At 74.2% G+C, this 20,640-nt stretch carries 17 protein-coding genes and 1 pseudogene; 6 read left to right on the top strand and 12 right to left on the bottom strand.

The annotated features are described in order from the left end of the window. Positions 1–4: 4 nt before the first annotated feature. From OHA86_RS31000 to infC, 4 genes are all read right to left on the bottom strand, one after another. Complete coding sequence (locus OHA86_RS31000) at positions 5–862, bottom strand: TrmH family RNA methyltransferase (protein WP_329180581.1); 858 nt, start codon at positions 860–862, stop codon at positions 5–7. Between the two features lie 173 nt (positions 863–1,035). After that, positions 1,036–1,419 carry a 50S ribosomal protein L20 gene (gene rplT / locus OHA86_RS30995; RefSeq protein WP_033178180.1) on the bottom strand — a complete coding sequence of 128 codons (384 nt, stop codon included), beginning with the start codon at positions 1,417–1,419 and terminating at the stop codon, positions 1,036–1,038. Between the two features lie 98 nt (positions 1,420–1,517). Further along, entirely contained in the window at positions 1,518–1,712 is a 195-nt protein-coding gene (gene rpmI / locus OHA86_RS30990) for a 50S ribosomal protein L35 (RefSeq protein ID WP_327291998.1), read from the bottom strand. 109 nt (positions 1,713–1,821) lie between these two features. Beyond that, complete coding sequence (gene infC / locus OHA86_RS30985) at positions 1,822–2,484, bottom strand: translation initiation factor IF-3 (RefSeq protein WP_329182624.1); 663 nt, start codon at positions 2,482–2,484, stop codon at positions 1,822–1,824. Positions 2,485–2,840: 356 nt separating this feature from the next. On the opposite strand from infC, the gene OHA86_RS30980 reads away from it, so the two are divergent. After that, on the top strand, positions 2,841–3,191 hold the full coding sequence (locus tag OHA86_RS30980; RefSeq protein ID WP_329180576.1) for a DUF1844 domain-containing protein: 351 nt from the start codon (positions 2,841–2,843) through the stop codon (positions 3,189–3,191). A 175-nt stretch (positions 3,192–3,366) separates the two neighbouring features. Here OHA86_RS30980 and OHA86_RS30975 read toward each other — a convergent pair whose 3' ends face one another. From OHA86_RS30975 to OHA86_RS30960, 4 genes are all read right to left on the bottom strand, one after another. Then, on the bottom strand, positions 3,367–4,149 hold the full coding sequence (locus OHA86_RS30975) for an MIP family channel protein (RefSeq protein ID WP_443072031.1): 783 nt from the start codon (positions 4,147–4,149) through the stop codon (positions 3,367–3,369). 165 nt (positions 4,150–4,314) lie between these two features. Beyond that, the gene (locus OHA86_RS30970) at positions 4,315–5,049 is read right to left on the bottom strand and encodes an SseB family protein (RefSeq protein WP_329180572.1); all 735 of its coding nucleotides are present in this window, start codon (positions 5,047–5,049) and stop codon (positions 4,315–4,317) included. Then, complete coding sequence (gene mycP / locus OHA86_RS30965; protein WP_329180570.1) at positions 5,040–6,281, bottom strand: type VII secretion-associated serine protease mycosin; 1,242 nt, start codon at positions 6,279–6,281, stop codon at positions 5,040–5,042. The genes OHA86_RS30970 and mycP overlap by 10 nt, the downstream gene beginning before the upstream one ends. Next, complete coding sequence (locus OHA86_RS30960) at positions 6,278–7,159, bottom strand: hypothetical protein (RefSeq protein ID WP_329180568.1); 882 nt, start codon at positions 7,157–7,159, stop codon at positions 6,278–6,280. Before OHA86_RS30960 ends, mycP begins: the two co-directional genes overlap by 4 nt. An 864-nt stretch (positions 7,160–8,023) precedes the next feature. On the opposite strand from OHA86_RS30960, the gene OHA86_RS30955 reads away from it, so the two are divergent. Beyond that, on the top strand, positions 8,024–9,226 hold the full coding sequence (locus tag OHA86_RS30955) for an amino acid deaminase/aldolase (protein ID WP_329180567.1): 1,203 nt from the start codon (positions 8,024–8,026) through the stop codon (positions 9,224–9,226). A 63-nt stretch (positions 9,227–9,289) separates the two neighbouring features. Here OHA86_RS30955 and OHA86_RS30950 read toward each other — a convergent pair whose 3' ends face one another. After that, positions 9,290–10,297: a DUF2510 domain-containing protein gene (locus tag OHA86_RS30950; RefSeq protein WP_329180566.1), complete on the bottom strand. Its 1,008-nt coding sequence runs from the start codon at positions 10,295–10,297 to the stop codon at positions 9,290–9,292. A 5-nt stretch (positions 10,298–10,302) separates the two neighbouring features. After that, the gene (locus OHA86_RS30945; RefSeq protein ID WP_329182623.1) at positions 10,303–11,229 is read right to left on the bottom strand and encodes a LysR family transcriptional regulator; all 927 of its coding nucleotides are present in this window, start codon (positions 11,227–11,229) and stop codon (positions 10,303–10,305) included. Positions 11,230–11,414: 185 nt separating this feature from the next. On the opposite strand from OHA86_RS30945, the pseudogene OHA86_RS30940 reads away from it, so the two are divergent. Then, a pseudogene (locus OHA86_RS30940) lies at positions 11,415–12,539 on the top strand (TDT family transporter); the annotation flags it as partial. Here OHA86_RS30940 and OHA86_RS30935 read toward each other — a convergent pair. Further along, positions 12,518–13,276: a helical backbone metal receptor gene (locus OHA86_RS30935; protein WP_329180564.1), complete on the bottom strand. Its 759-nt coding sequence runs from the start codon at positions 13,274–13,276 to the stop codon at positions 12,518–12,520. The pseudogene OHA86_RS30940 and the gene OHA86_RS30935 sit on opposite strands and share 22 nt — an antisense overlap. A gap of 78 nt (positions 13,277–13,354) precedes the next feature. Here OHA86_RS30935 and OHA86_RS30930 point away from each other — a divergent pair, with 78 nt between their 5' ends. The 3 genes from OHA86_RS30930 to OHA86_RS30920 all read left to right on the top strand — a co-directional run bounded on the left by OHA86_RS30930 (position 13,355) and on the right by OHA86_RS30920 (position 16,229). Further along, the gene (locus OHA86_RS30930) at positions 13,355–14,257 is read left to right on the top strand and encodes a 5'-3' exonuclease (RefSeq protein WP_329182622.1); all 903 of its coding nucleotides are present in this window, start codon (positions 13,355–13,357) and stop codon (positions 14,255–14,257) included. 369 nt (positions 14,258–14,626) lie between these two features. After that, the gene (locus tag OHA86_RS30925) at positions 14,627–15,442 is read left to right on the top strand and encodes a polysaccharide deacetylase family protein (RefSeq protein WP_329180562.1); all 816 of its coding nucleotides are present in this window, start codon (positions 14,627–14,629) and stop codon (positions 15,440–15,442) included. A 100-nt stretch (positions 15,443–15,542) separates the two neighbouring features. Beyond that, the gene (locus tag OHA86_RS30920) at positions 15,543–16,229 is read left to right on the top strand and encodes a FadR/GntR family transcriptional regulator (RefSeq protein ID WP_329180560.1); all 687 of its coding nucleotides are present in this window, start codon (positions 15,543–15,545) and stop codon (positions 16,227–16,229) included. A 193-nt stretch (positions 16,230–16,422) separates the two neighbouring features. Here OHA86_RS30920 and OHA86_RS30915 read toward each other — a convergent pair whose 3' ends face one another. Continuing rightward, positions 16,423–20,571, bottom strand: a complete 4,149-nt coding sequence (locus OHA86_RS30915) for a carboxypeptidase regulatory-like domain-containing protein (RefSeq protein ID WP_329180559.1) — start codon at positions 20,569–20,571, stop codon at positions 16,423–16,425. Positions 20,572–20,640: the final 69 nt, after the last annotated feature.

Below are 20,640 nucleotides of genomic sequence, written 5' to 3'. Positions count from 1 at the left end.
CCTACTAGCTGGAGGTCACGCTGCGGCACCCTGCGGGCGCACGCTGCTCACGAGCGGAGGCGTAAAGGCAGACGGCGGCGGCCGTGGCGAGGTTGAGGCTTTCCGCGCGCCCGTGGATGGGGACGCGCACCACCTCGTCGGCGAGGGCCCTGGTGTCCGCGGGCAGGCCCCAGGCCTCGTTCCCGAAGATCCAGGCGGTGGGGCCGCGCATGGTGCCCTCGTCCAGCTCCGCGTCCAGGTCCCGCTCGCCCGCGCCGTCGGCGGCCAGGACGCGTACGCCCGCGGTGCGCAGCCCGGCGACCGCGTCCTGGACCGGCACCCCGACCGCGACCGGCAGGTGGAAGAGGCTGCCGGCCGAGGCGCGTACCGCCTTGGGGTTGTACAGGTCGACCGAGGCGTCGGTGAGCACCACCGCGTCGGCCCCCGCCGCGTCGGCGCAGCGCAGCACGGTGCCGGCGTTGCCCGGGTCGCGGACGTGGGCCAGGACGGCGACCAGCCGGGGCCGGGCGCGCAGGATGTCGGCGAAGGGCGTGTCGAGGAAGCGGCAGACGCCGACCACGCCCTGCGGGGTGACGGTGTCGGAGATCTCCGCCATGACCTCGGGCGTCGCGGTCAGTACGGGCGCGCCGGCCGCGCGGGCCGCCGCGATCAGGTCGGCGTGCCGCTCGGCCGCCTCGGGGGTGGCGTACAGCTCGACCAGGGTGCGCCCCGCTGGTCCCCCGGGGTGCGCGACGGCCTCCCGTACGGCCTGCGGGCCCTCGGCGAGGAAGCGCCGCTCCTTGCCGCGGAAGCTGCGCCGGGCCAGCCGGTGCGCGGCGGTAACCCGCGCGGAACGCAGCGAGGTCAGCTCGGGGGTGGGCATCGGTGCTCGCTTCCAGGTGCCGGCCGGCACCGTCCGGTCCGCCGCTGCGGACGTCAGCCGGAACAGCGGCCGTCCGGCGGTGCCGGGCGGGCCGCGAACGGACAAACAGCGGACCCGCGGGCGGCGCTACCGCCCGCGGGTCCCGGGAACCGCTCTGCGCTCGGCGTGCGGCGTCACGCCGCCTTCGGCGCGTTCACATCCGCGGGCAGCGCCTTCTGCGCGACCTCGACCAGCGCCGCGAAGGCGTTGGCGTCGTTCACGGCCAGCTCGGCGAGGATCTTGCGGTCGACCTCGACGTTGGCGGCCTTGAGACCCTGGATGAAGCGGTTGTAGGTGATGCCGTTGGCGCGGGCAGCGGCGTTGATGCGCTGGATCCACAGCTGGCGGAAGTCGCCCTTGCGCTTCTTGCGGTCGTTGTAGTTGTAGACCAGGGAGTGGGTGACCTGCTCCTTGGCCTTGCGGTACAGGCGCGAACGCTGCCCGCGGTAACCGCTGGCCTGCTCCAGGATCGCCCGGCGCTTCTTCTGGGCGTTGACTGCCCGCTTGACGCGTGCCACTTGATAACTCCTTCTAGGGGACCGCGGTCGTACTCACGCGGTCCGAAAGCGAATGGACTCCCGGCCAGGGACGATGCGCCCGGGTCGGGGCACGGCCGTCACTTGCCGAGCAGCTTCTTGATCTTCTTGGCGTCGGACTTGGCCACCTCGACCGTGCCGGTCAGGGCGCGCGTCTTGCTGGACGGCTTGTGCTCGAGCAGGTGGCGCTTGCCGGCGCGCTCACGCAGCACCTTGCCGGAGCCGGTGATCTTGAAGCGCTTGCTCGCACCACTGTGCGTCTTGTTCTTCGGCATGGCGCCGTAGTCTCCTCGTCGCTGGCCTTCCCGTCCGCCGGAGGGCGCACGGGGAGCGTCAGTTCTGCATTACCGACCCGGAGCCGGGGGCTCCGGGATGTTCTTCGTCTCAGCCGGCGTCGGCCGGGGCCTCGACCTGCTCGTCCGTGTCCACGTCCGTGTCCGTGTCCTCGTCGGCCGGCGCGTCACCCGCGGCGTCGCCCTGACGGCTCGCCTTGCGGGCGGCCTGTGCCTCGCGGGCTTCGGCCATGGCCTCGGTCTTCTTCTTGTGCGGACCGAGGACCATGATCATGTTCCGGCCGTCCTGCTTCGGATTCGACTCGATGAAGCCGAGGTCCTGGACGTCCTCCGCGAGCCGCTGCAGCAGCCGGTAGCCGAGCTCCGGCCGGGACTGCTCGCGTCCGCGGAACATGATGGTGATCTTGACCTTGTCGCCCTGCTTGAGGAACCGGACGACGTGACCCTTTTTGGTGTCGTAGTCGTGCGGGTCGATCTTCGGCCGGAGCTTCATCTCCTTGATGACCGTGTGCGCCTGGTTCTTGCGCGCCTCACGGGCCTTCATGGCCGACTCGTACTTGAACTTCCCGTAGTCCATGAGCTTGCACACGGGCGGACGTGCGTTCGCCGCCACCTCGACCAGGTCGAGGTCGTACTCCTGCGCAAGCTCCAGGGCCTTGGCAAGCGGCACAATGCCGACCTGCTCGCCACTGGGACCGACAAGTCGCACCTCGGGAACGCGAATCCGGTCGTTGATGCGGGGCTCGGCGCTGATGGGGCCTCCTCGGTTGCACCACGCGGCTGACTGGCCGACAGCCGCGCTTGAGTCTGTCTTCGTCCGACCGACCCGTACCCAAGGCGCAGAAAACGCCCCGTACGGGACACAGGCGGGGCTCCTCACAACCGGGAGCACCGCCGCGCTTATTCCGCGGGGCGCATCGGACGGCGGTCACCGGTGTCATACCGGTGCTTGCCGTCTGACCGGGACCCGTCGGCCTTCCGGCCGATCAGGTGGGAGATCGGAGCCTCCACTTGGTGGTCGGTCACATTGGTGGCCGACCGGTCGTTCCCCCAGCATACCAGCGTGGGGGCGGAGGCCGTAATCGGCCGGACGGGGCATATCGTGGCGGCATGAGCGACGCACCTGCCCCCGGCTTCGACGATATGACCCGCGACATCGCGGACGTGCCCGCCGTCGAGGTGATCACCACGGTGGCCGTCCACCTGATGAGCGCGGCGGCGGTGAACCTCGGCCTGGCCGAGGAGGGTGCGCAGCACAAGGACCTCGACGAGGCCCGCAAGCTCATCCAGGCGCTGGCCGGCCTGGTCACCGCGAGCGCCACCGAGATCAGCACCTTCCACGCGGCGCCGCTGCGCGACGGGCTCAAGTCGCTGCAGCTGGCCTTCCGCGAGGCGTCGGTGGTGCCGGACGAGCCGGGTCAGGGACCCGGCGAGAAGTACACGGGGCCGGTCTTCGGCTGACCGGGGACCTGTCGCTGCGAGCCGGGGCCGGTCGTCGGCCGACCAGCGGGGGTCCTTCGCTGCGGTCCGGGGCCGGTCTTCGGCTGACCGGGCGCCTGTCGCTGCGAGCCGGGGCCGGTCCTCGGCCGACCGGCGCCGGGCTGTCGCTGTGGTCCGCGTGGCGCGCATCCGGTCCTCAGCCCTCTTCGCCGACGGCCCGCGCGGCGGTCTCGGCCTCGGCCGACGCCGCCCTGGCCGCGCGGACCGCGGCGAGCGCCGGGTGGGTCACCTCGTGCACCAGCGCGGCCAGGACCGCGCCGATCAGCGGCGCGATCAGGAACAGCCACACCTGCGACAGCGCCGGGCTGCCCGCGAAGAGCGCGGGGGCCAGGCTGCGGGCCGGGTTCACCCCGGTGCCGGTCAGCGGGATGCCGACCAGGTGGACCACGACGAGCGCCATGCCGATGGGCAGCCCGTCGAAGCCGACCACCGCAATCCGGTGGGTGACCGCGAGCACCACGTAGACCAGCAGGAAGGTCAGGATCAGCTCCGCGACGAAGGCGCCGAAGATGTTGACGCCGACCGCCGAGCGGTAGCCGTAGCCGTTGGTGCCGAAGGCGCCGTGCGTCCGCAGCCCGGGCACCTGCTTGGCGACCAGCAGCAGCAGCGCGGCGCCCGCGATGGCGCCGAGGACCTGGGCGATCCAGTATTCGACGGCGGTGCGCACCGTGATCCGGCGTGCGACCAGCATGCCCAGGGTGACCGCCGGGTTCACATGGCTGCCGGAGATCGGGCCGATCGTGTAGGCGATGGCCAGCAGGACCAGGCCGAACGCGAACGCGATGCCCAGGGTGCCGATGTACTCCCCGGAGAGCACGGCCGCGCCCACCGCGAAGAAGACCAGCACAAGGGTGCCGAGGAATTCGCAGATGAAGGCCCGCTGGTCGTCGGGCGTCCGGTTCTCGGTGATCGTTCGCATGTCCATCAGGACCTCCACGAAGATGATCTCTGGCCTGCTCTCGCATTGTCGGCTTTTCGGGTGAAAAGCACATCCCGGAAGAAAGCCGTACGGAGCGGATGCAGGGGGGCCTTGCGGGTGCTGGGAGGTCCCGAGGGCGGGCGGACCGGCGGAAACGGTGCCCGGTCAGCGGGTGAAGAGCGGTTCCCCCGGCAGTGTGGCGTCCGGCGGCAGCAGGGCCAGGTCGAGGCCCTGGCGCAGGCCCGCCCGCAGCGTGTCGTCCGCGGCCAGCGCCGCGGCCAGCGCCCGGCCGGTCCGCTCGGCGTCCGCGCCCGGCGCGAGTACCAGGCCGAGGGTGCCGTCGCTGTCGGTGCCCGGCGCCAGGTGGGCGCGCGCCACGCCGGGCTCTGCGGCCAGCGCGGCCCGCAGCGCGGCGCGTACCGCCGGGTCGTCCAGCGGTTCGCCGCGGCCAGGGCCGAGGGCGGCGGACGCCAGCGCGGCTCCGGTCAGCTCGTACGCGACCGGCCCCGCGAGGTCGATCAGCAGGGTGTCGGCCCCCTCCTGCGCGAGTGCCCGCAGCGCCTGGTGCAGGGGTACGGCGACCGGCCGCGCGTCCGGGCGCCAGCGGGTCAGCGCGGCGGTGGAGGTGAACGCGGGCAGGGCCCGGCGCCCGTCAGGTGCCTGGATGGTCGGCACCGTCATGTCGCTGCTCTTCTCCCGGCGCAGCCCGTCCTCGCCGGTCTCCGCCTCGCCCAGCACGGCGACCACCGGGACCAGCAGCCGGGCGGTGTGCAGGGCCTCGACCACCGCCGCCTCCTTGCCGCGGTCGGCGGCCCACGCGGCAAGGGCCGCGGTCAGCGCGGGGGCCGCGGAGCCGTCGTCGTCGGCGTAACCGGAGTCGGGGATGTTCTTCAGCGCCACTCCGGCACCCTATCCGGCTGCGGTACGCCGCCCCCCACCGCGGCGGCGTGGCGCCGCGGCCGGAACCACAGCAGTGCGGCCAGCGCGATCAGCACCGCCCCGGCCGCGCCGAACGCTGCGGCGACACCATTGCCGAGGACACTCGACCCGGCGGCCGGCGCCGGCATCGCGGCGGGCCCCGAGCCGAAGTAGCGGTGCGGGTAGCTCGCGGCGGCGGGCGCGAGCGGCCCCGGCTTGAGCTTCGCCGCGGCGGCGAGTGCCGCGGCGGGGTCGATCTCGCCGGTGCCGAGCTCGTCGCTCCTGCCGCCCCTGGGCCTGTGCCGGGTGGTGTCCTGGAGCACCTGCTTGATCTGCAGCGGGCTCAGCCCGGGATAGGCGGACCTGAGCAGCGCGGCGGCGCCCGACACATAGGCCGAGGCGGCGCTCGTGCCCAGGCCGTCGTAATACTTGCGGTCCGGGTCGGCCATCACCACGTCCTCGCCCGGCGCGGCCACCGAGGCGTACCAGCGGTGGGTGGAGAAGGCGGGGTGGCCGCCGCTCTGATTCACCGCGGCCACCGCGATCACCCCGGCGTAGGCGGCGGGGTAGGAGGAGCGGTCGGCCTTGTCGCCGCTGTTTCCCGCGGACGCCACCACGACGACACCCTTGCCGAGGGCGTACTGAATGGCGTCGGACTCGGCTGCCACGGGTGCGGCCGTCGCGCTGTCGTCGCCGAGTGAGAGGTTGATGACGTCGGCGCCGTGGTCGACCGCCCAGCGGATGCCCTCGGGCAGTGCGCCGCCGCGGCTCTTCCTGGCCTTGTCGCGCTGCGGGTCCTTCTCCTCCAGGATCACCCGCACCGGCAGGATCCTGGCCTCGGGCGCGATCCCGAGCACACCTCTGCCGTTGCCCGGCCCGTGGCCGTGCCCGGCGATGATCGCGGCCATGCCGGTGCCGTGGTTGGCCCACGAGGTGTCGCCGCGCGCGGCGCCGAAGCCGACCAGGTCCTTGCCGGTGAGCACCTGTCCTGTGAGGTCGGGGTGGGTGGCGTCAACGCCGGTGTCGAGCACGGCGACGGTCACGCCCGCGCCTTTGGTGGTCTGCCACGCCGTCTGCGCGTGCAGCGCGTCCAGCGCCCATTCCCGGTCCCTGACGGTGTCCGCGGCGGCGGGCCCGCCGCCGACCGCGAGGAGCGCGGCGGCGGCCGTGACGACGGCGGCCGACCGGACCGGCAGGGTGGTGCGGCGGATCATCGGTGCTTCTCCGTCCCGGCGGTGCTGGTCGGGTGCAGTTCCGCGTCGACCGTGGCGGTCAGCCGCTCGTCGATCGCCTTGGCCAGGCCGGTGGCGTCGTGGCCGAGGCCCGCCTGGGCGGGGGCGGTGGTGGCGCCCGCTGCCGTCGCCAGTGCCGCGGGCTGCGGGCTCGGTATGGCGCGGCCGTCGGCGAAGCCGCTCACCGCGTAGACGACGAAGGGCAGGTCGGCGGAGATCTGGACGTCCCAGCTGCCGCGCTGCGAGGCGCCGAAGCGGGCCGCGGGAGTGCCGGGGAAGGCCACCGGACGCGGTATCAGGTCGGTGCGGTCGCCGAGGTGCTCGCCGGTCCAGCGCCGGCTGAGCGCCTGCATGCCGGACGGCTCCGCGGCCGTGACGAGCAGGCCGACCGTCGTGACCGTGGTCGACGTGCTGTCGGCGTAGGTCGCCCGCAGCAGCCGCTGGCAGCCGGCGGGCGCCAGGACCTGGTCGAGCAGCGGGTCGAAGGCGCCGGTGCAGCCGCCGGGCGCGGCGACCCCGATCCGGGTCCACGAACGGTCCGAGCCGCCCGGGCCCGCGCCCTTGCCGCTCACGGTCGGCGGGAAGAGCGTGTCGACCGGCGCGCTGTGCCACACCTGCCGCGCCTGGCCGAATTCCGCGGCGCTCCCGGGAGCGGCGGGCGGCGCGTGGTGCGGGCCGTGGTTGAGCACGGCCCCGGCGACGGACCCGCCGATCAGGCCGAGCCCGAGCACGACGCACACGGCGACGGCGCCCCTGACCCCGGCGGTACGGCGCGGCGCGCCTTGCGGGGGCGACGGTGTCGGCGCCGCGGGCGGCACCCGGGGCGGCGGCGCGGCGGCGGGCGCCGGCGTGACCGTCACCGGACGGGGCGGGTGCACCGGCGGTGGCGGCGGTGGCGTTACGGGCGGCGCGTCCGGCGCCGCTGCGGTCGGCGGGGCGGCGGCCTGCGGGGGCGGGGGCGCCGCAGCGGGCGGCGGGGTGCGCGGCGCGGCGGATGGTGGGGCCTGCGGGGGCGACTGCGCTGGCGCGGCAGAAGGCGGCGGGGTACGCGGCGGGGGCGGGGGCGACACAGTGCGTGCGGGCGACGGGACCGACGGCGGGGGCGGCGCAGTGCGCGGCGGCGCGGCAGGAGCCGGGCTCTGCGGGGCCGGCCGGGCCGGCGTCACGGAAGGTTGCGGCGCAGTGGCGGCGCTCCGGGGCGGCGCAGTACGCGGCGCGGCGGGCGGCGGGGCAACAGGCGGGGACTGGGCCGGCGGCGACGCAGTGTGTGACGGCGTGGCAGGAGGCGGTGGCGTGCGCGGGGGCGGCGGCGTGGTCGGCCGGGGCGGTACTTCGCCCGAGGCGGCACCCCGCGGGGTCGGCGTACCGCCCGCGCCGGGCCCGGGCACCTTCGGGGGCGGCTCGGCCTGGCGGTCGGGGTCGGCCGGGCCGGGCAGCCGGGTCGCCGGGTTGGGCGGCGGCGGTACGGGCCGGTGGCGCGGCGGCGGCGGGGTCGTACGGTCCTGGCCCCGCGGCTCCTGCTGGGACGTGCGCGGGTGGAGGGTGGGGAACGGAGACGCCGGTGGTTCTCCGCTGTCCACTCCGGTGCTCACCCTGCGCCCCCTCGTGACCTGTGCCTGCGCGGCTTGCGCGTCACTCTACGGGGTTGCTGGGGCCTACGGTTCCCGCGGGCCGCGCGCTCCGGGCCTACCGCTGAGTAGGTCGAGTCTGGCAAGCTGCCGGACATGTCAGAGCGCACAGCCGACCGCACCCGGTACGACCGGGCAACCGCCCACCTCGACGCCCCGGTGGCCGTCGTGGACCTGGCGGCCTTCGACGCCAACGCCGCCGACCTCGCACGGCGGGCCGGGGGCAAGCCGATCCGGGTGGCGACCAAGTCGGTGCGCTGCCGCGCGCTGCTGGAACGGGCCCTGGACCACGACGGTTTCGCCGGCCTGATGTCCTTCACGCTCGCCGAGTCGCTGTGGCTGGCCAGGGCCGGCTTCACCGACGTGCTGCTGGCCTACCCCTCGGCGGACCGCACCGGGTACGCAGAATTGGCCGCCGACCCCAAGCTGGCCGCCGCGGTCACCGTGATGGTGGACGACGTGGCGCAGCTCGACCTGATAGACGCGGCCCGCGGCGCGGGTGCCGAGACGGTCAGGGTCTGCCTCGAACTCGACACCAGCCTGCGCAAGCTGGCCGGCCGGCTGCGGATCGGGGCGCTGCGCTCGTCGCTGCACGACCCCGAGCAGCTGGCGGCCCTGGCCCGTACGATCACCGCGCGGCCGGGCTTCCGGCTGGTGGGCATCATGGCCTACGAGGGGCATGTCGCCGGGGTCGGCGACTCGGTGCCGGGCCGCCCGGTCCGGTCGCTCGCGATACGGCTGATGCAGTCCGCGGCCCGCAAGGAGCTGGCGGCGCGCCGGGCGGAGGCGGTACGGGCGGTGCGGGCGGTCGAGCCGGGGCTCGAGTTCGTGAACGGCGGCGGCACCGGCAGCGTGCAGCACACCGCGGCGGAGGCCTCGGTCACCGAGATCGCGGCGGGCTCCGGCCTCTATGTGCCGCGGCTCTTCGACAACTACACGTCCTTCAGGGGCCGCCCGGCCGCGCTCTTCGCGCAGCCGGTGGTCCGCCGCCCCGGCGTCGGTGTGGTCACGGTGCTGGGCGGCGGCTATCCGGCGTCCGGCGCGCCGGGTCCCGACCGGCTGCCGGTGCCGTATCTGCCCGAGGGGCTGCGCTACGACCCGCAGGAGGGGCCCGGCGAGGTGCAGACCCCGCTGCTGGGGTCGGCCGCCGACGATCTGCTGATCGGCGACAAGGTGTGGTTCCGGCACGCGAAGGCCGGGGAGATGTGCGAGCGGTTCGCCGAACTGCAGCTGATCGACGGCGACGAGGTGACGGCGGTGGTGCCGACCTACCGCGGCGAGGGCAAGACCTTCCTGTGAGCCCGGGCGGGACCCGGGCTCGGGAGGCCTGCCCTTCGCCGCGGCGAGGGGCGACGGCTGGACTCAGACGCCGGTGCCCCCGGAGGAGCCGCCGCTGCCCTGGCTGGTGTCGGACTTGATGCCCTGGGTGATCTGGTCGATCACGTCGGGGCCCGGCGCCTTGCCGCCGATGTCGAAGCCGAAGCGGACCAGCACCAGTTGCTTGGTGGTCGGCGACGGGAAGACGAGCGACTCGACGTAGCCGCTGGTGCCGGACGCGGTGACGACCTTCCAGCGCACCAGGTAGCCCTGCTGTCCGGCGACGGTGACCGCGCCGGCCTTCACCTGCTGGTGCGTGGTGGTCGCGCCGTAGGTGTCCTTGTTGTAGGAGTCGGAGGCGTTCTTCGCGATGTCCTGCTTGGCGGCGTCCTCCGCCGTCTTGGCGGTGATGCCGGCCCCGACCGCGGGCACGGCCGACACTCCGCCGAGCGAGCAGGTCCCGCCCGCGGTGCCGGGGCAGGGGTAGGGGCCGATCGACAGGCCCGCGCCGGTGGAGCTGGAGGAACCGGTCCAGCCGTCGAGCACCGGCAGGCTGATCTGGTCGTAGGCGTCGATGGCGGACTTGCCGTCGCCGCGCGGCGACTGGTCGTCGCCGCCGCTGCCGCCACCGGTGCTGTCACCGCCGCCGCTGCCGCCGTCGGAGGGCTGCGGCGCCGGTCCCGGCACCCTGCCGCCGGTGCTGGTGGGCGTCGGGGTGTTCTTCGCGTCGCTCTTGTCGTCGTCCTTGCCCAGGACGAGCACGCCGGCGACTATCGCGCCGATCAGGACGAGCGAGGCGACCAGGGCGATCACCACCGTCCCGGTGCGCTTTCCGCCGCCGGGGGCGCCCGTACCGTCCGCCGGATAACCGGGGTATCCCTGGTATTCCGGGGCGCCCGGGTAACCCGGGTAGGCCTGCGGGGCGGCTGCCGGGACCGGTGCGGTCCTGGTGTACTCCGTCCACGCGGAACCGTCCCACCAGCGTTCCATCGCCGGGCCGTTGCCTGTGTGCCCGGGTTCTGGATACCAGCCGGGCGGGGTCGTCGTCGTCACGGCGGTCACCCTATGGCCCCAGCCTGAGAATCCCGTAAGCGGGCGGCTTTCCGCTGCCCGCGCGGAGCCGGCTCGCGGGTCAGGCCGAGCAGGTCGCGGGCCGGTCCTGCCGGGCGGTGTCCCGCGGGCCACACCGCGCGCAGCGCCCTGCGCAGGTCGAGTCCCGCCACCGGGACCTCGACCAGCCGGCGGGCGGACAGTTCGTCGGCGACGGCGAGTTCGCTGAGCACGGCGGGTCCGGCGCCGCCGACGGCCGCCGACTTCACGGCGGTGGTGGAGGCCAGCTCCAGCAGCGGTACGGCCGGGCCGCCGTGCGCGGCCAGGCGCGCGTCCAGCACCTGCCGGGTGCCCGAGCCCTGCTCGCGCAGCAGCAGCGGGGTGGCGGCCAGTTCCGCGGCGGGCAGCGGCCTGCGGCGGGCCGCCCACGGGTGTCCCGCGGCGACCACGACCAGCAGCCGGTCGTGGCCGATCACGGCCGCGTCGAGGGTCGCGGGCACGTCCAGGCCCTCGACGAAGCCGAGGTCGGCCTGTCCGGCGGCGACCTGCCGGGCGACGACCACGGAATTGCCCGCGGCGAGCGACACCGCCGTGCCGGGGTGCCGCCCGTGCAGGGCGGTCAGCCACCCGGGCAGCAGATATTCGGCGACGGTCATGCTGGCCGCGACCCGCAGCCGGGAGTCCCGCTGCCCGCGCAGCGCCCGCGCGCCCGCGTCGAAGTCCTCCGCGGCCTCCAGCACCCGCCGCGCCCACTCGGTGACCAGTGCCCCCGACTCCGTCAGCGCCGACCCGCCGGTCGAACGCCGTACCAGCGCCACTCCGAGCTGCCGCTCAAGGCCGCGCAACCGGCCGCTGGCGGCGGGCTGGCTGATGCCCAGCTCCCGCGCCGCCCGGCCCAGACTCCCCAGCCGCGCGACGGCGACCAGCAGCTCCATCGCCCCGAGGTCCGGCACCCGGCGCGCCACGGGCCCGCCGTCCGGACCGGTGCGGTCCGCCGGCGCGGCTCGGCCTGCGGGGTCATCGGGTTCTTCGCGCTCCGTGCCGGTCATAAGTCCAGCCTATGACCTGATAGCCCGATGAGTGCTACCGGCGGGTCGCGCACCCGCCGATCGTGGAGGCCATGGTCACTGCTGTCCCCGCCCGCCCGGCCGTACGCACCGGGGCTCTCCGGCACGTCGGGCCGAATTGGTACGCCGCTGTCATGGGTACGGCGATCGTGGCGAACGCCGGGGCGGGACTGCCCGGGTGCCCGGAGTGGCTGCGGCAGGTGTGCACCGGCATGTGGGCGCTTTCTGCCGCGCTGCTGGGGCTGGTGCTCGCGGCGCGGGCGGCGCACTGGGCCCGGTACCGGGACGAGGCGCTGCGGCAGGTGCTCGACCCCGCGGTCGCGCCCTTCTACGGCTGCCTGCCGATGGCGCTGCTCTCGGTGGGCGCGGGCACCCTGGCGCTGGGGCCGCGGGTGATCGGCGAGCGGGCCGCGGTGACCGCGGACGCGGCATTGTGGGCGCTGGGGGCGGCGAGCGGGCTGCTGGTCGCGGTGGCGGTGCCGTATCTGATGGTGACGCGGCGCCGGATCGGTGCGGCGGACGCCTCACCGGTGTGGCTGCTGCCGGTGGTGGCGCCGATGGTCGCCGCCGCGCTCGGCCCCGCCCTGGTGCCGCGGCTGCCGGCCGGCGACGGGCGGGCCCGCGAGGCGCTGCTGCTCGGCTGCTGCGCGATGTTCGGCCTGAGCCTGCTGGCCACGCTCACGGTGCTGCCGCTGGTGTGGGCGCGGCTGCTGCGGTACGGGCCGCTGCCGGTGGCGCTGACGCCCGCGCTGTTCCTGGTGCTCGGGCCGCTCGGCCAGTCCACGACGGCGGCCGGCGCGTTCGCCGACATGGCGCCGTACGCGGTGGCGCCGCAATACGCGACGGCGTTGCGCGGCTTCGCCGTGTTCTACGGCGTGCCGGTCATGGGCTTCGCCCTGCTGTGGCTGGCGCTGGCGGCGGCCATGGTGACGAGGGCGGCCCGCCGCGGGCTGCGCTTCTCGATGACCTGGTGGGCCTTCACCTTCCCTGTCGGCACCTGCGCGACCGGCGCCTCGGCTCTGGCCCGGCACACCGGGCTCGACGCCGCGTCCTGGCTGGCGGCGGCTCTTTACGCCGTCCTGGTCGCCGCCTGGGCCACCGCCGCCACGGGCACCCTGCGCGGCGGGCTGACCGGCGAACTCCCCGCCCCCGCCGCTCAGCCCGCGGTCGCCGCGGCCAGTGCGCCGGCCAGGACCGTGGGCGCCGTCACGAGCGACGGCCCGTACCAGGTCAGGTGGCGCCCGCTCAGCAGCGCCGCGGGCAGCCCGGGGAAGGCCTCGGGGCCGTCGCCGGCGGTGAAGCGGTAGGGCTCGTCGGGGAGCACGACCAGGTCGGGGCGGGCGGCCAGCAGGTCCGGCAGCGCGATACGGGGGTAGCGCTCGGCGTGGCCGGCGTGGAGATTGGCCACACCGAGCCGCCCGAGCAGGTCGCCCGCGAAGGTGTCGCGGCCCAGCACCATCCACGGTCGGCGCCAGATCGGTACGACCGCGCGCAGCGGTTCCGCACGTGCCGGCAGGTCGCGCCAGGCGGACCCGGCCGCGTCGAGCCAGCCGGGGCGGGCGAGGCCGCAGCCCCCGGTGAGCACCCGGTCCAGCTCGGTGAACGCCTGCGGCAGCGAGCGCACTTCGGTGACCAGCACGGTCAGGCCCGCGGCGCGCAGCGCGTCGAGGTCGGCGGGGCGGTTCTCCTCCTCGTTGGCGACCACCAGGTCGGGTGCCAGCCCGGCGACGGCCGCCACGTCCGGATTCTTGGTGCCGCCGATCCGGGCGACGTCCAGGTCCGCCGGGTGCGTGCACCAGTCGGTGGCCCCGACCAGCAGCCCGGGCTCGGTCGCGGCCACCGCCTCGGTGAGCGACGGCACGAGCGACACGACACGGCGTACGGCGCGGCCGCGCCCCCGGTTCAGGTGAGCCATCGGCCCACCGTACGGCCCGCTGTCGGTGCCGCGTGCGATGCTGGCGCCGTGACCGACCAGAACCCCGGCGGCAGGCTGCTGCTGCTCGACACGGCGAGCCTGTACTTCCGCGCGTATTTCGGCGTGCCCGAATCGGTGAAGGCGCCCGACGGCACCCCGGTCAACGCGGTGCGCGGGCTGCTGGACTTCATCACCCGGCTGGTCACCGACCACTCCCCCACCGGCCTTGTCGCCTGCATGGACGCGGACTGGCGGCCGCAGTGGCGGGTGGACCTCATCCCGTCGTACAAATCGCACCGCGTCGCCGAGGAGACCGAGGGCACGGAAGAGGTGCCCGACACGCTCTCGCCCCAGGTGCCGGTCATCGAGGCGGTGCTCGACGCGATCGGCATCGCACGGCTCGGGGTGCCCGGCTACGAGGCCGACGACGTCATCGGCACGCTGGCGGCTGCCGCCGCGGGGCCGGTCGCGATCGTCACCGGCGACCGCGACCTCTTCCAGCTGGTGGACGACGCGCGCGGGGTGCGGGTCCTCTACCCGCGCAAGGGCGTCGGGGACTGCGACGTGATCGACGAGGCCGCCATCGAGGAGCGGTACGGCGTACGGGCCGGCCAGTACGCCGACTTCGCCGCGTTGCGGGGGGACCCGAGCGATGGCCTTCCCGGCGTGAAGGGCATCGGCGAGAAGACCGCCGCGCAGTTGGTGACGGAGTACGGCGACCTCGCCGGGGTGCGGGCGGCGGCCGGCGACCCCTTCTCGCGCCTGACGCCCGCGCGGCGGCGCAACATCGTCGCCGCCGCGGACTATCTCGACGTCGCCCCGGAGGTCGTCGCCGTCGCGAAGGACGTCCCCCTCCCGGCCTTCACCCCGGACCTCCCGCGCACCCCGTCGGCGCCCGACACCCTCGACGCACTCGCCACCCGCTGGGGCCTGGGCGGCTCCCTCTCCCGCCTGGTCGCTGCGCTGGCGTCCGGGCGGTAAGCCACCTGCCCCTCTTCCCCGGAGGGAGGGGACGCGCGCCAAAGGGGCGCGGAGAACTGCGCGCCCAGCGGCGGACGGGGTGAGGAAGCGACGCCACCGCACGGGGCGATCACCGGGGGGTGGGGAACTGCGCGGCCAGCCACGACGGCGGGTCGGACAGGGACGCACCGCACGGGGCGATCACCTGGCGGCGACAGCGCGGCCGACACGCGCGTACCGCTGGATGGCCCACTCATAGCAAGGACCCTTTCGACTCCCGTGCTGCTCACCCGCTATACGCCTCATGTATAGCGGGTCTGTAGAGTGACCAGCCGCGCCCCGCGGCGCACAGCGTTCACACAGTCAGGTACCGACCCCGGAGGATCCGCAATGCCAGAAAAGTCCCGTAAAGTCCGGCGGACCGCACTGACCGCCGTCCTCGCGGCGGCCGCTCTGGCTCTCTCGCTGACCGGCTGCGCCACCTATGACGCGCAGTCGCCGAAGAGCGCGCGTGATGCCGCCTACAAAGCGGCCGGGCACGAGGACGGCAAGGCGGGCGCCGGGAGCAAGGGGGCGGCACTGCCGGCCGGGGCGGTGGACTGCCGCAAGGCCAAGTGCATAGCCCTGACCTTCGACGCCGGGCCGAGCGAGAACACCCCCGCGCTGCTCAAGGTGCTGGCGGAGAAGAAGGTACGGGTGACCTTCTTCCTGCTCGGCCACAACCACGTCGACAAATACCCCGACCTGGTGCGGCAGATGGGGCAGAACGGCAATGTGCTCGGCAACCACACCTGGACCCACCACCGGCTGACCGACCTCAAGCCGGCGCAGATCCGTACCGAGCTGGAGCACGTGGACACCGAGGTGGAGCGGCTGACCGGCAAGCGGCCCACCCTGATGCGGCCGCCGCAGGGACGTACCGACAAGAAGGTCTCCAAGGTGTGCAAGGAGCTGGGCCTCGCGCAGGTGCTGTGGAGCGACACCGCGAGCGACTACGCCACCACCGACTCGGCGCTGATACACAAGCGGATACTCAAGGACGCGAGCCGGGACGGCATCATCCTGCTGCACGACCTGTACAAGGGGACGGTGCCGGCCGTCCCCGGCATCATCGACGCACTGCGGGCGCAGGGCTACACCTTCGTGACGGTGCCGGAGCTGCTCGCGCCCGCCGCGCCTGAGCCGGGCAAGGTCTACCGGCCCTGACGCAACCGCACGGGCGGTGCGCGACGCCTCGCCGGGCCGGGCCGCGGCATCACCGGTAAAATGGCGGCGAGTCCTCAGACAACCTGAGAGGTGAGCCGTCATGCCGATCGGTTCACTGCGGCCCGGCCCGCTGGTCGAGCAGGCCACGGAGCGCTTGCGCGAGCAGATCCTCGGCGGGCAGTGGGCGGTCGGCGCGAAACTGCCCGGCGAGACCGCGCTCGCGGCGTCCCTGGGCGTCGGGCGGTCGACCGCGCGCGAGGCGGTGCGGGCGCTCTCCGAGGCGGGCCTCGTCAAGTCCCGGCAGGGCGCCGGGGTCTTCGTGGTCGCCACCGAGCCGCACGAGGACTTCGGGGCCAGGCTGCGGCGGGCGGCTGTCGCCGAGGTCTACGAGGTGCGGGCGGTGCTTGAGGTCCAGGCGGCTCGGCTCGCCGCGGAGCGGCGTACCGAGGAGGACGTCGCGGCGCTGTATTCGGCGCTTGCCGCGCGGCGGCTGGCGGCGGGGCTGGACGACGCGGCCTTCGTGGACGCGGACATCGCGTTGCACGCGGCAGTGGTGGCCGCGGCCGGCAATCCGGTGCTCACGGACCTCTTCGCCGAGTTCGCGCCGGTGCTGCGGGAAGCGCTGGTCGAGCTGGTCGACCTGCTCGGCCTGCGGGCCGCTGGTCCGGACACAGGGGAGGCGGGGCATGCGGCGCTGGTCTGGGCGATTGCCTCCGGCGGGGCGGGGGAAGCGGCCGACGCGGTGGGCGCCGAGCTTGCTGCGACGCTGGCGCGTCTTCGGCCTTAGGGCCCGCGGGGCGCGCTTCGGTCCCCGGGGTGCGGCTCGGTGGGAGCTGGTCGCGCAGTCCCCGCGCCCCCGGGTGAGTGTCGCTCGCGGTGACCTGCGCCGTGCCGGTGCGCTGTGGCTCCTCGCGCCCCGGAGTGCCTTGCGGGGAAGACCGGAGGGGCCGGGCCGGGGGCCCGGTCCCTCCGGGGTGGGGCTAGTCCTTCAGGAGGGTGAAGTTGGCGGTGGTCGTCGCCCCCTTCGTGATGCGGATCGTCGTCGTCGTCGGCTGGAAGCCGTCCTTCGCGATGATCAGCTGCAACGGGTTGTTGCGGACGTCAAGCCAGAGCGCGTACGTACCGTCCTTGGCGGTCTTGAGGGTGTAGTGGGTCGCCCACGTGTTGATCTGCACGGTCGCACCGCTCAGCGGCGTACCGCCGGAGGACACCGTGCCGGTGATCTTGCCCCACGTGGCCGGCGGCTTGACGGTGAGCGAGACGGCCACCGGAGTCAGCGGGTACGGCGTGTCGGAGCTGAGCGCGAGCGCGGCGGTGTACGTGCCGGGCTGGCTGATCTCCGGCGCCGACGCGTCGAGCGTGACGGTGACGGTCGTGCTGGCACCGGGCTGCAGGGTGACCGTGTCGGTGCTCTCGGTCAGCCAGCTGACGTCGGCGGTGTCGGACTGGTCGTAGCCGGGCAGGACTTCCGCGGTCTTCGCGGGGACCTGGCCGGCGAGGCCGCCGACGGCGTAGAAGCCGGTGGCGCCGCCGCCGCGGTAGAGCGAGGCGGTGGCGTTGGGCAGCGCCGTCCACGTGTTGTCGTTGGGCTGGTAGGCCCAGGTCTGGTTGGTGAGTGCGGCGCCCGCGTTGATCGCGCCGCCCTTGACCAGGAGCAGGCCGTTGGCGGAGGTGTAGGCGGCGCCCCACGCGTCGGTGGGCTGGTCGGCGATCGGCGACCAGGCGTCGGCCGCCGGGTCGTAGACGTATCCGTGGGTGATGCTGCCCGCGTCGGTGGTGCCGCCGGCGCAGTAGAGCTTGCCGCTGATGGCGCCGCAGGACTCCCAGGCGACGTCCTCGGGGTAGGAGGCGGCGGTGGACCAGGTGTTGGCGGCCGGGTCGTACGCGGTCACGTCCGTGGTGCCGCAGGCGCTGGCGGTGCAGCCGCCGACCGAGTAGAGCTTGCCGTTCAGTACCGCACTGGCGCCACCGGCGTAGGGCTTGGGTGAACTGGCCCCGGTGCTCCAGGTGTTGGCGGCGACGTCGTAGATCTCCAGCTTGGCGTCGGGGTTGCCGTTGGCGCCCCATCCGCCGGCCGCGTAGATCTTGCCGTTGATGACGCCGCGCGTGGGCGCCTCGCGGGTGTCGGCGGCGGAGGCGAGCTTGGTCCACGCGCCGCTGTCCGCGCTGTACGCGTACAGGTCGCTGGTGTCGTCCGCCCCGTTGTAGCCGAACACCGAGTAGACGGTGCCCTGGTAGGCGACGGCCGCGTTGTCGCCGATCGCGGTCGGCAGGTCGGGCACCGGCTGCCAGGCGTCGCCCGCGGCGCTCTCCGCCGGGGTGGCGGCCTTGGAGGTCGCGCCGGCCTTCTTGCCGTGCGCGGCCAGCGACAGCGGCGAGTAGTGGCCCTTGACGAGGTTGAGCGGCGCGCCGGCCTTCGCGACGACGACGCCGCCCGGGGTCTCGCCCAGGGTCAGGGTGGCGGGGGCGTTGCCGGTGTTCTTGACCGTCAGGTTCTGGGACGTGCTCTTGCCCCAGGCGACGGTCTTGTCGATCGCGGCCGGCGTGACCTTGAGCCGCCCGGCCTTGAGGGTGAGGTCACGCCTGACGGTGCCGTCCGGCGGGATGTTGGCGGTGGCGGAGGCCGCGGTGTAGTGGGAGGCCGCCGCGCTCACCGGGTGCTTGCCGGTGAGGTGCGAGAAGGTCCAGTAGAAGCCGTCGCCCAGGTTCGGGTCGTCGGGGGTGGCACTGGTGGTGGTGTGGTCCTCGGGGTGGTCGGTGCTGGTGACCGTGGCCCCGTTGACACCGGTCTTGGTGTTGCCGTCGGTGACCGTGCCGACCACCAGGCCGCCGGGCACCGCGTCGTAACTGCGCTTGCCGACGAAGACGTTGTCCAGCTGCCACCAGTACGCCCAGCTGCCGGTGTAGTGGAAGCGCAGCCGTACGTCGCTCTTGCCCGCGTAGTCCGACAGCGGGATCTCGACGTGCGCGGGACCCGCGACCGATGTGGTGGTCTTCTTCCACACGTTGGCCCAGGTGGTGCCGCCGTCGGACGAGACGTCCACGGTGGCGGTGGAGTTGGAGAATTCCTTGTAGTCGGTGTCGAAGCTCAGCAGCGCGCCGGTGTTGGCGCTGAGGTCGTAGGACGGCGACAGCAGCGAGCTGTCCTGGTCCAGGTCCTGGCCGGCGTCGTCGCTGTCGACGATGGCGAAGCCGCCGCTGCCACCGGTGCGGTTGCCCCGGCTGCCGGGGTCGTCGAAGGTCCAGCCGCCGGTGGTGCCCTCGGCGTTGGTGACGCTCCAGCCGGCCGGCGGGGCGGTGGTGGAGGTGAAGGGCTCGGTGGCGCCGTCCAGGTGCACCGCGTAGCCGGGTGCCTGGGTCGATGAACTGTCCACCGGGATGGCGATGTTGAGTGTCTTGTCGGCCGCGGCGACCTGCACGGTCTTGCTGACCGTCTGGTATCCGGGGTAGTTGGCCGCGATGTGCAGGGTGTAGGAGGCGTTCTGCGGCAGCGTCAGGGTGTACGCGCCGGTGGCGGGGTCGGTGAAGACCGGGCCGCCGGGGACGCCGTCCGCGGTGATCGACGCGTACAGCGGCCAGCCGTGGCCCGAACCGTCGTTGACCCGGCCGGAGACGGTCCTGGTGGGCACCGCGTCGAGGGCGAAGGACTCCGTGACGGTGGCGCCGTCGGCGAGGTCGACCCCGGCCGCGCTGCCGGAGGCGTAGCCGTACGCGGCGGCGGTCAGGTCGTAGCTGCCGGGCGGGACGTCCAGGCTGTAGGTGCCGTCGGCGCCGGTGGTGGCGCTGTGGTCACCGGCCTTGACGGTGGCGCCGGCGATCGGGGCGCCGGTGGCGTGGTCGGTGACCTTGCCGGTGAAGACGCCGTGCGGGCCGCTGGTGAAGGCGGCCAGGCCGTTGGGCGTGCCCAGGCCGGTCGGACCGTCCCAGCCGGGTCCCGCGGTGCACAGGGCGGCGGGGGTGCACGAGCCGTTGTCGCCTTCGGTCACGTCGTTGAGCGCACCGGGCTTGGCGTACGGGTAGGCGTTCGGGTAGGTGCCGGCGCCGGGGGTGCCGGCCGACGCGTACACGCCCGCGATCAGCGGCGACGAGGCGCTGGTGCCGCCGTAGACCGCCCAGCCGTCGTTGCCGTAGGTCTGGTAGACCGCGACGCCGGTGGCAGGGTCGGCGACCGCCGCGACGTCGGCCTCGGCCCGCTTGTCGCACGCGGTGTCGGTCTGGAAGGCGGGCTTGGGCTCGTAGAGGGAGCAGCCGGAGCCCGGGCCGCCGTAGGCGTTGTTCCACACCGACTCGCTCCAGCCGCGGGCGGTGCCCGCGTCCCGGGTGAGCGCGGTGCCGCCGACGGCGGTGACGTACGGCGAGACGGCGGGGTAGCTGACGCCGTAGTCGTCGTCGCCGGTCGACGCGACGACCGCGACGCCCGGGTGGTTGTAGTACGGGTCCATGCTGGTGGCTTCCGACGGGTCCTCACCGCTGCCGGGAGTGCTGTCGTAGCCCGTGCCGTACGAGTTGGAGACGTACTTCGCGCCCAGTGCGACCGCCTGGTCCACCGAGGCGCCCAGGTCGTCGAAGAAGGCCGAGTCCGCCTCGACCAGCAGGATGTGCGCGTTGGGCGCGGCCGCCGAGACCATGTCGAGGTCGAGCGAGATCTCGCCGGACCAGTCGGGGTCGGGGTCGGGCAGGTCGCTGCCGCCGCGCTGGCTGACCTTGCTGAAGCAGCCGTTGGCGGTGGTGCACTCGGGCAGCCCGTACTGCTGGCGGTAGACCGCCAGGTCCGCCTCCGCGGTCGGGTCGTCGTAGGCGTCCACGATGGCCACCGTCTGGCCGGCGCCGCCGTCGGCCGGCAGGGCGTAGGCGCTCTGCAGGTCTGCGGCGCCGAAGCCCTCGGGGGTGGTCGCGTGGGGCAGGACCCCGGCCCTGGCCGGGATGTCGGTCCTGCGCAGCGCGAAGCAGGAGAACTCCCCCGGCTTGGCGTCGGCACACTGGCGTACGACGTCCGGACGCCCCGACGGCGCTGCGGCGGCCGGGGCGGCGGTGGGCAGTTGCAGACCGACGACGGCGAGGGCGGCCGACGCGAGGGACGCCACCACACCGGCGGTGCGGCGGCTGCGTCTGGGAACGGGTATGCGCAAGGGGTTCTCCCTGGGGGCAGTGGGACCGCGCCACGGCAGCAGCCGCCACATTGGTCACGGTCGATCAGA

This window comes from Streptomyces sp. NBC_01477 (assembly GCF_036227245.1).
Taxonomy (GTDB): Bacteria; Actinomycetota; Actinomycetes; order Streptomycetales; family Streptomycetaceae; genus Actinacidiphila.
This window is presented reverse-complemented; position numbering and strand designations above follow the sequence as displayed.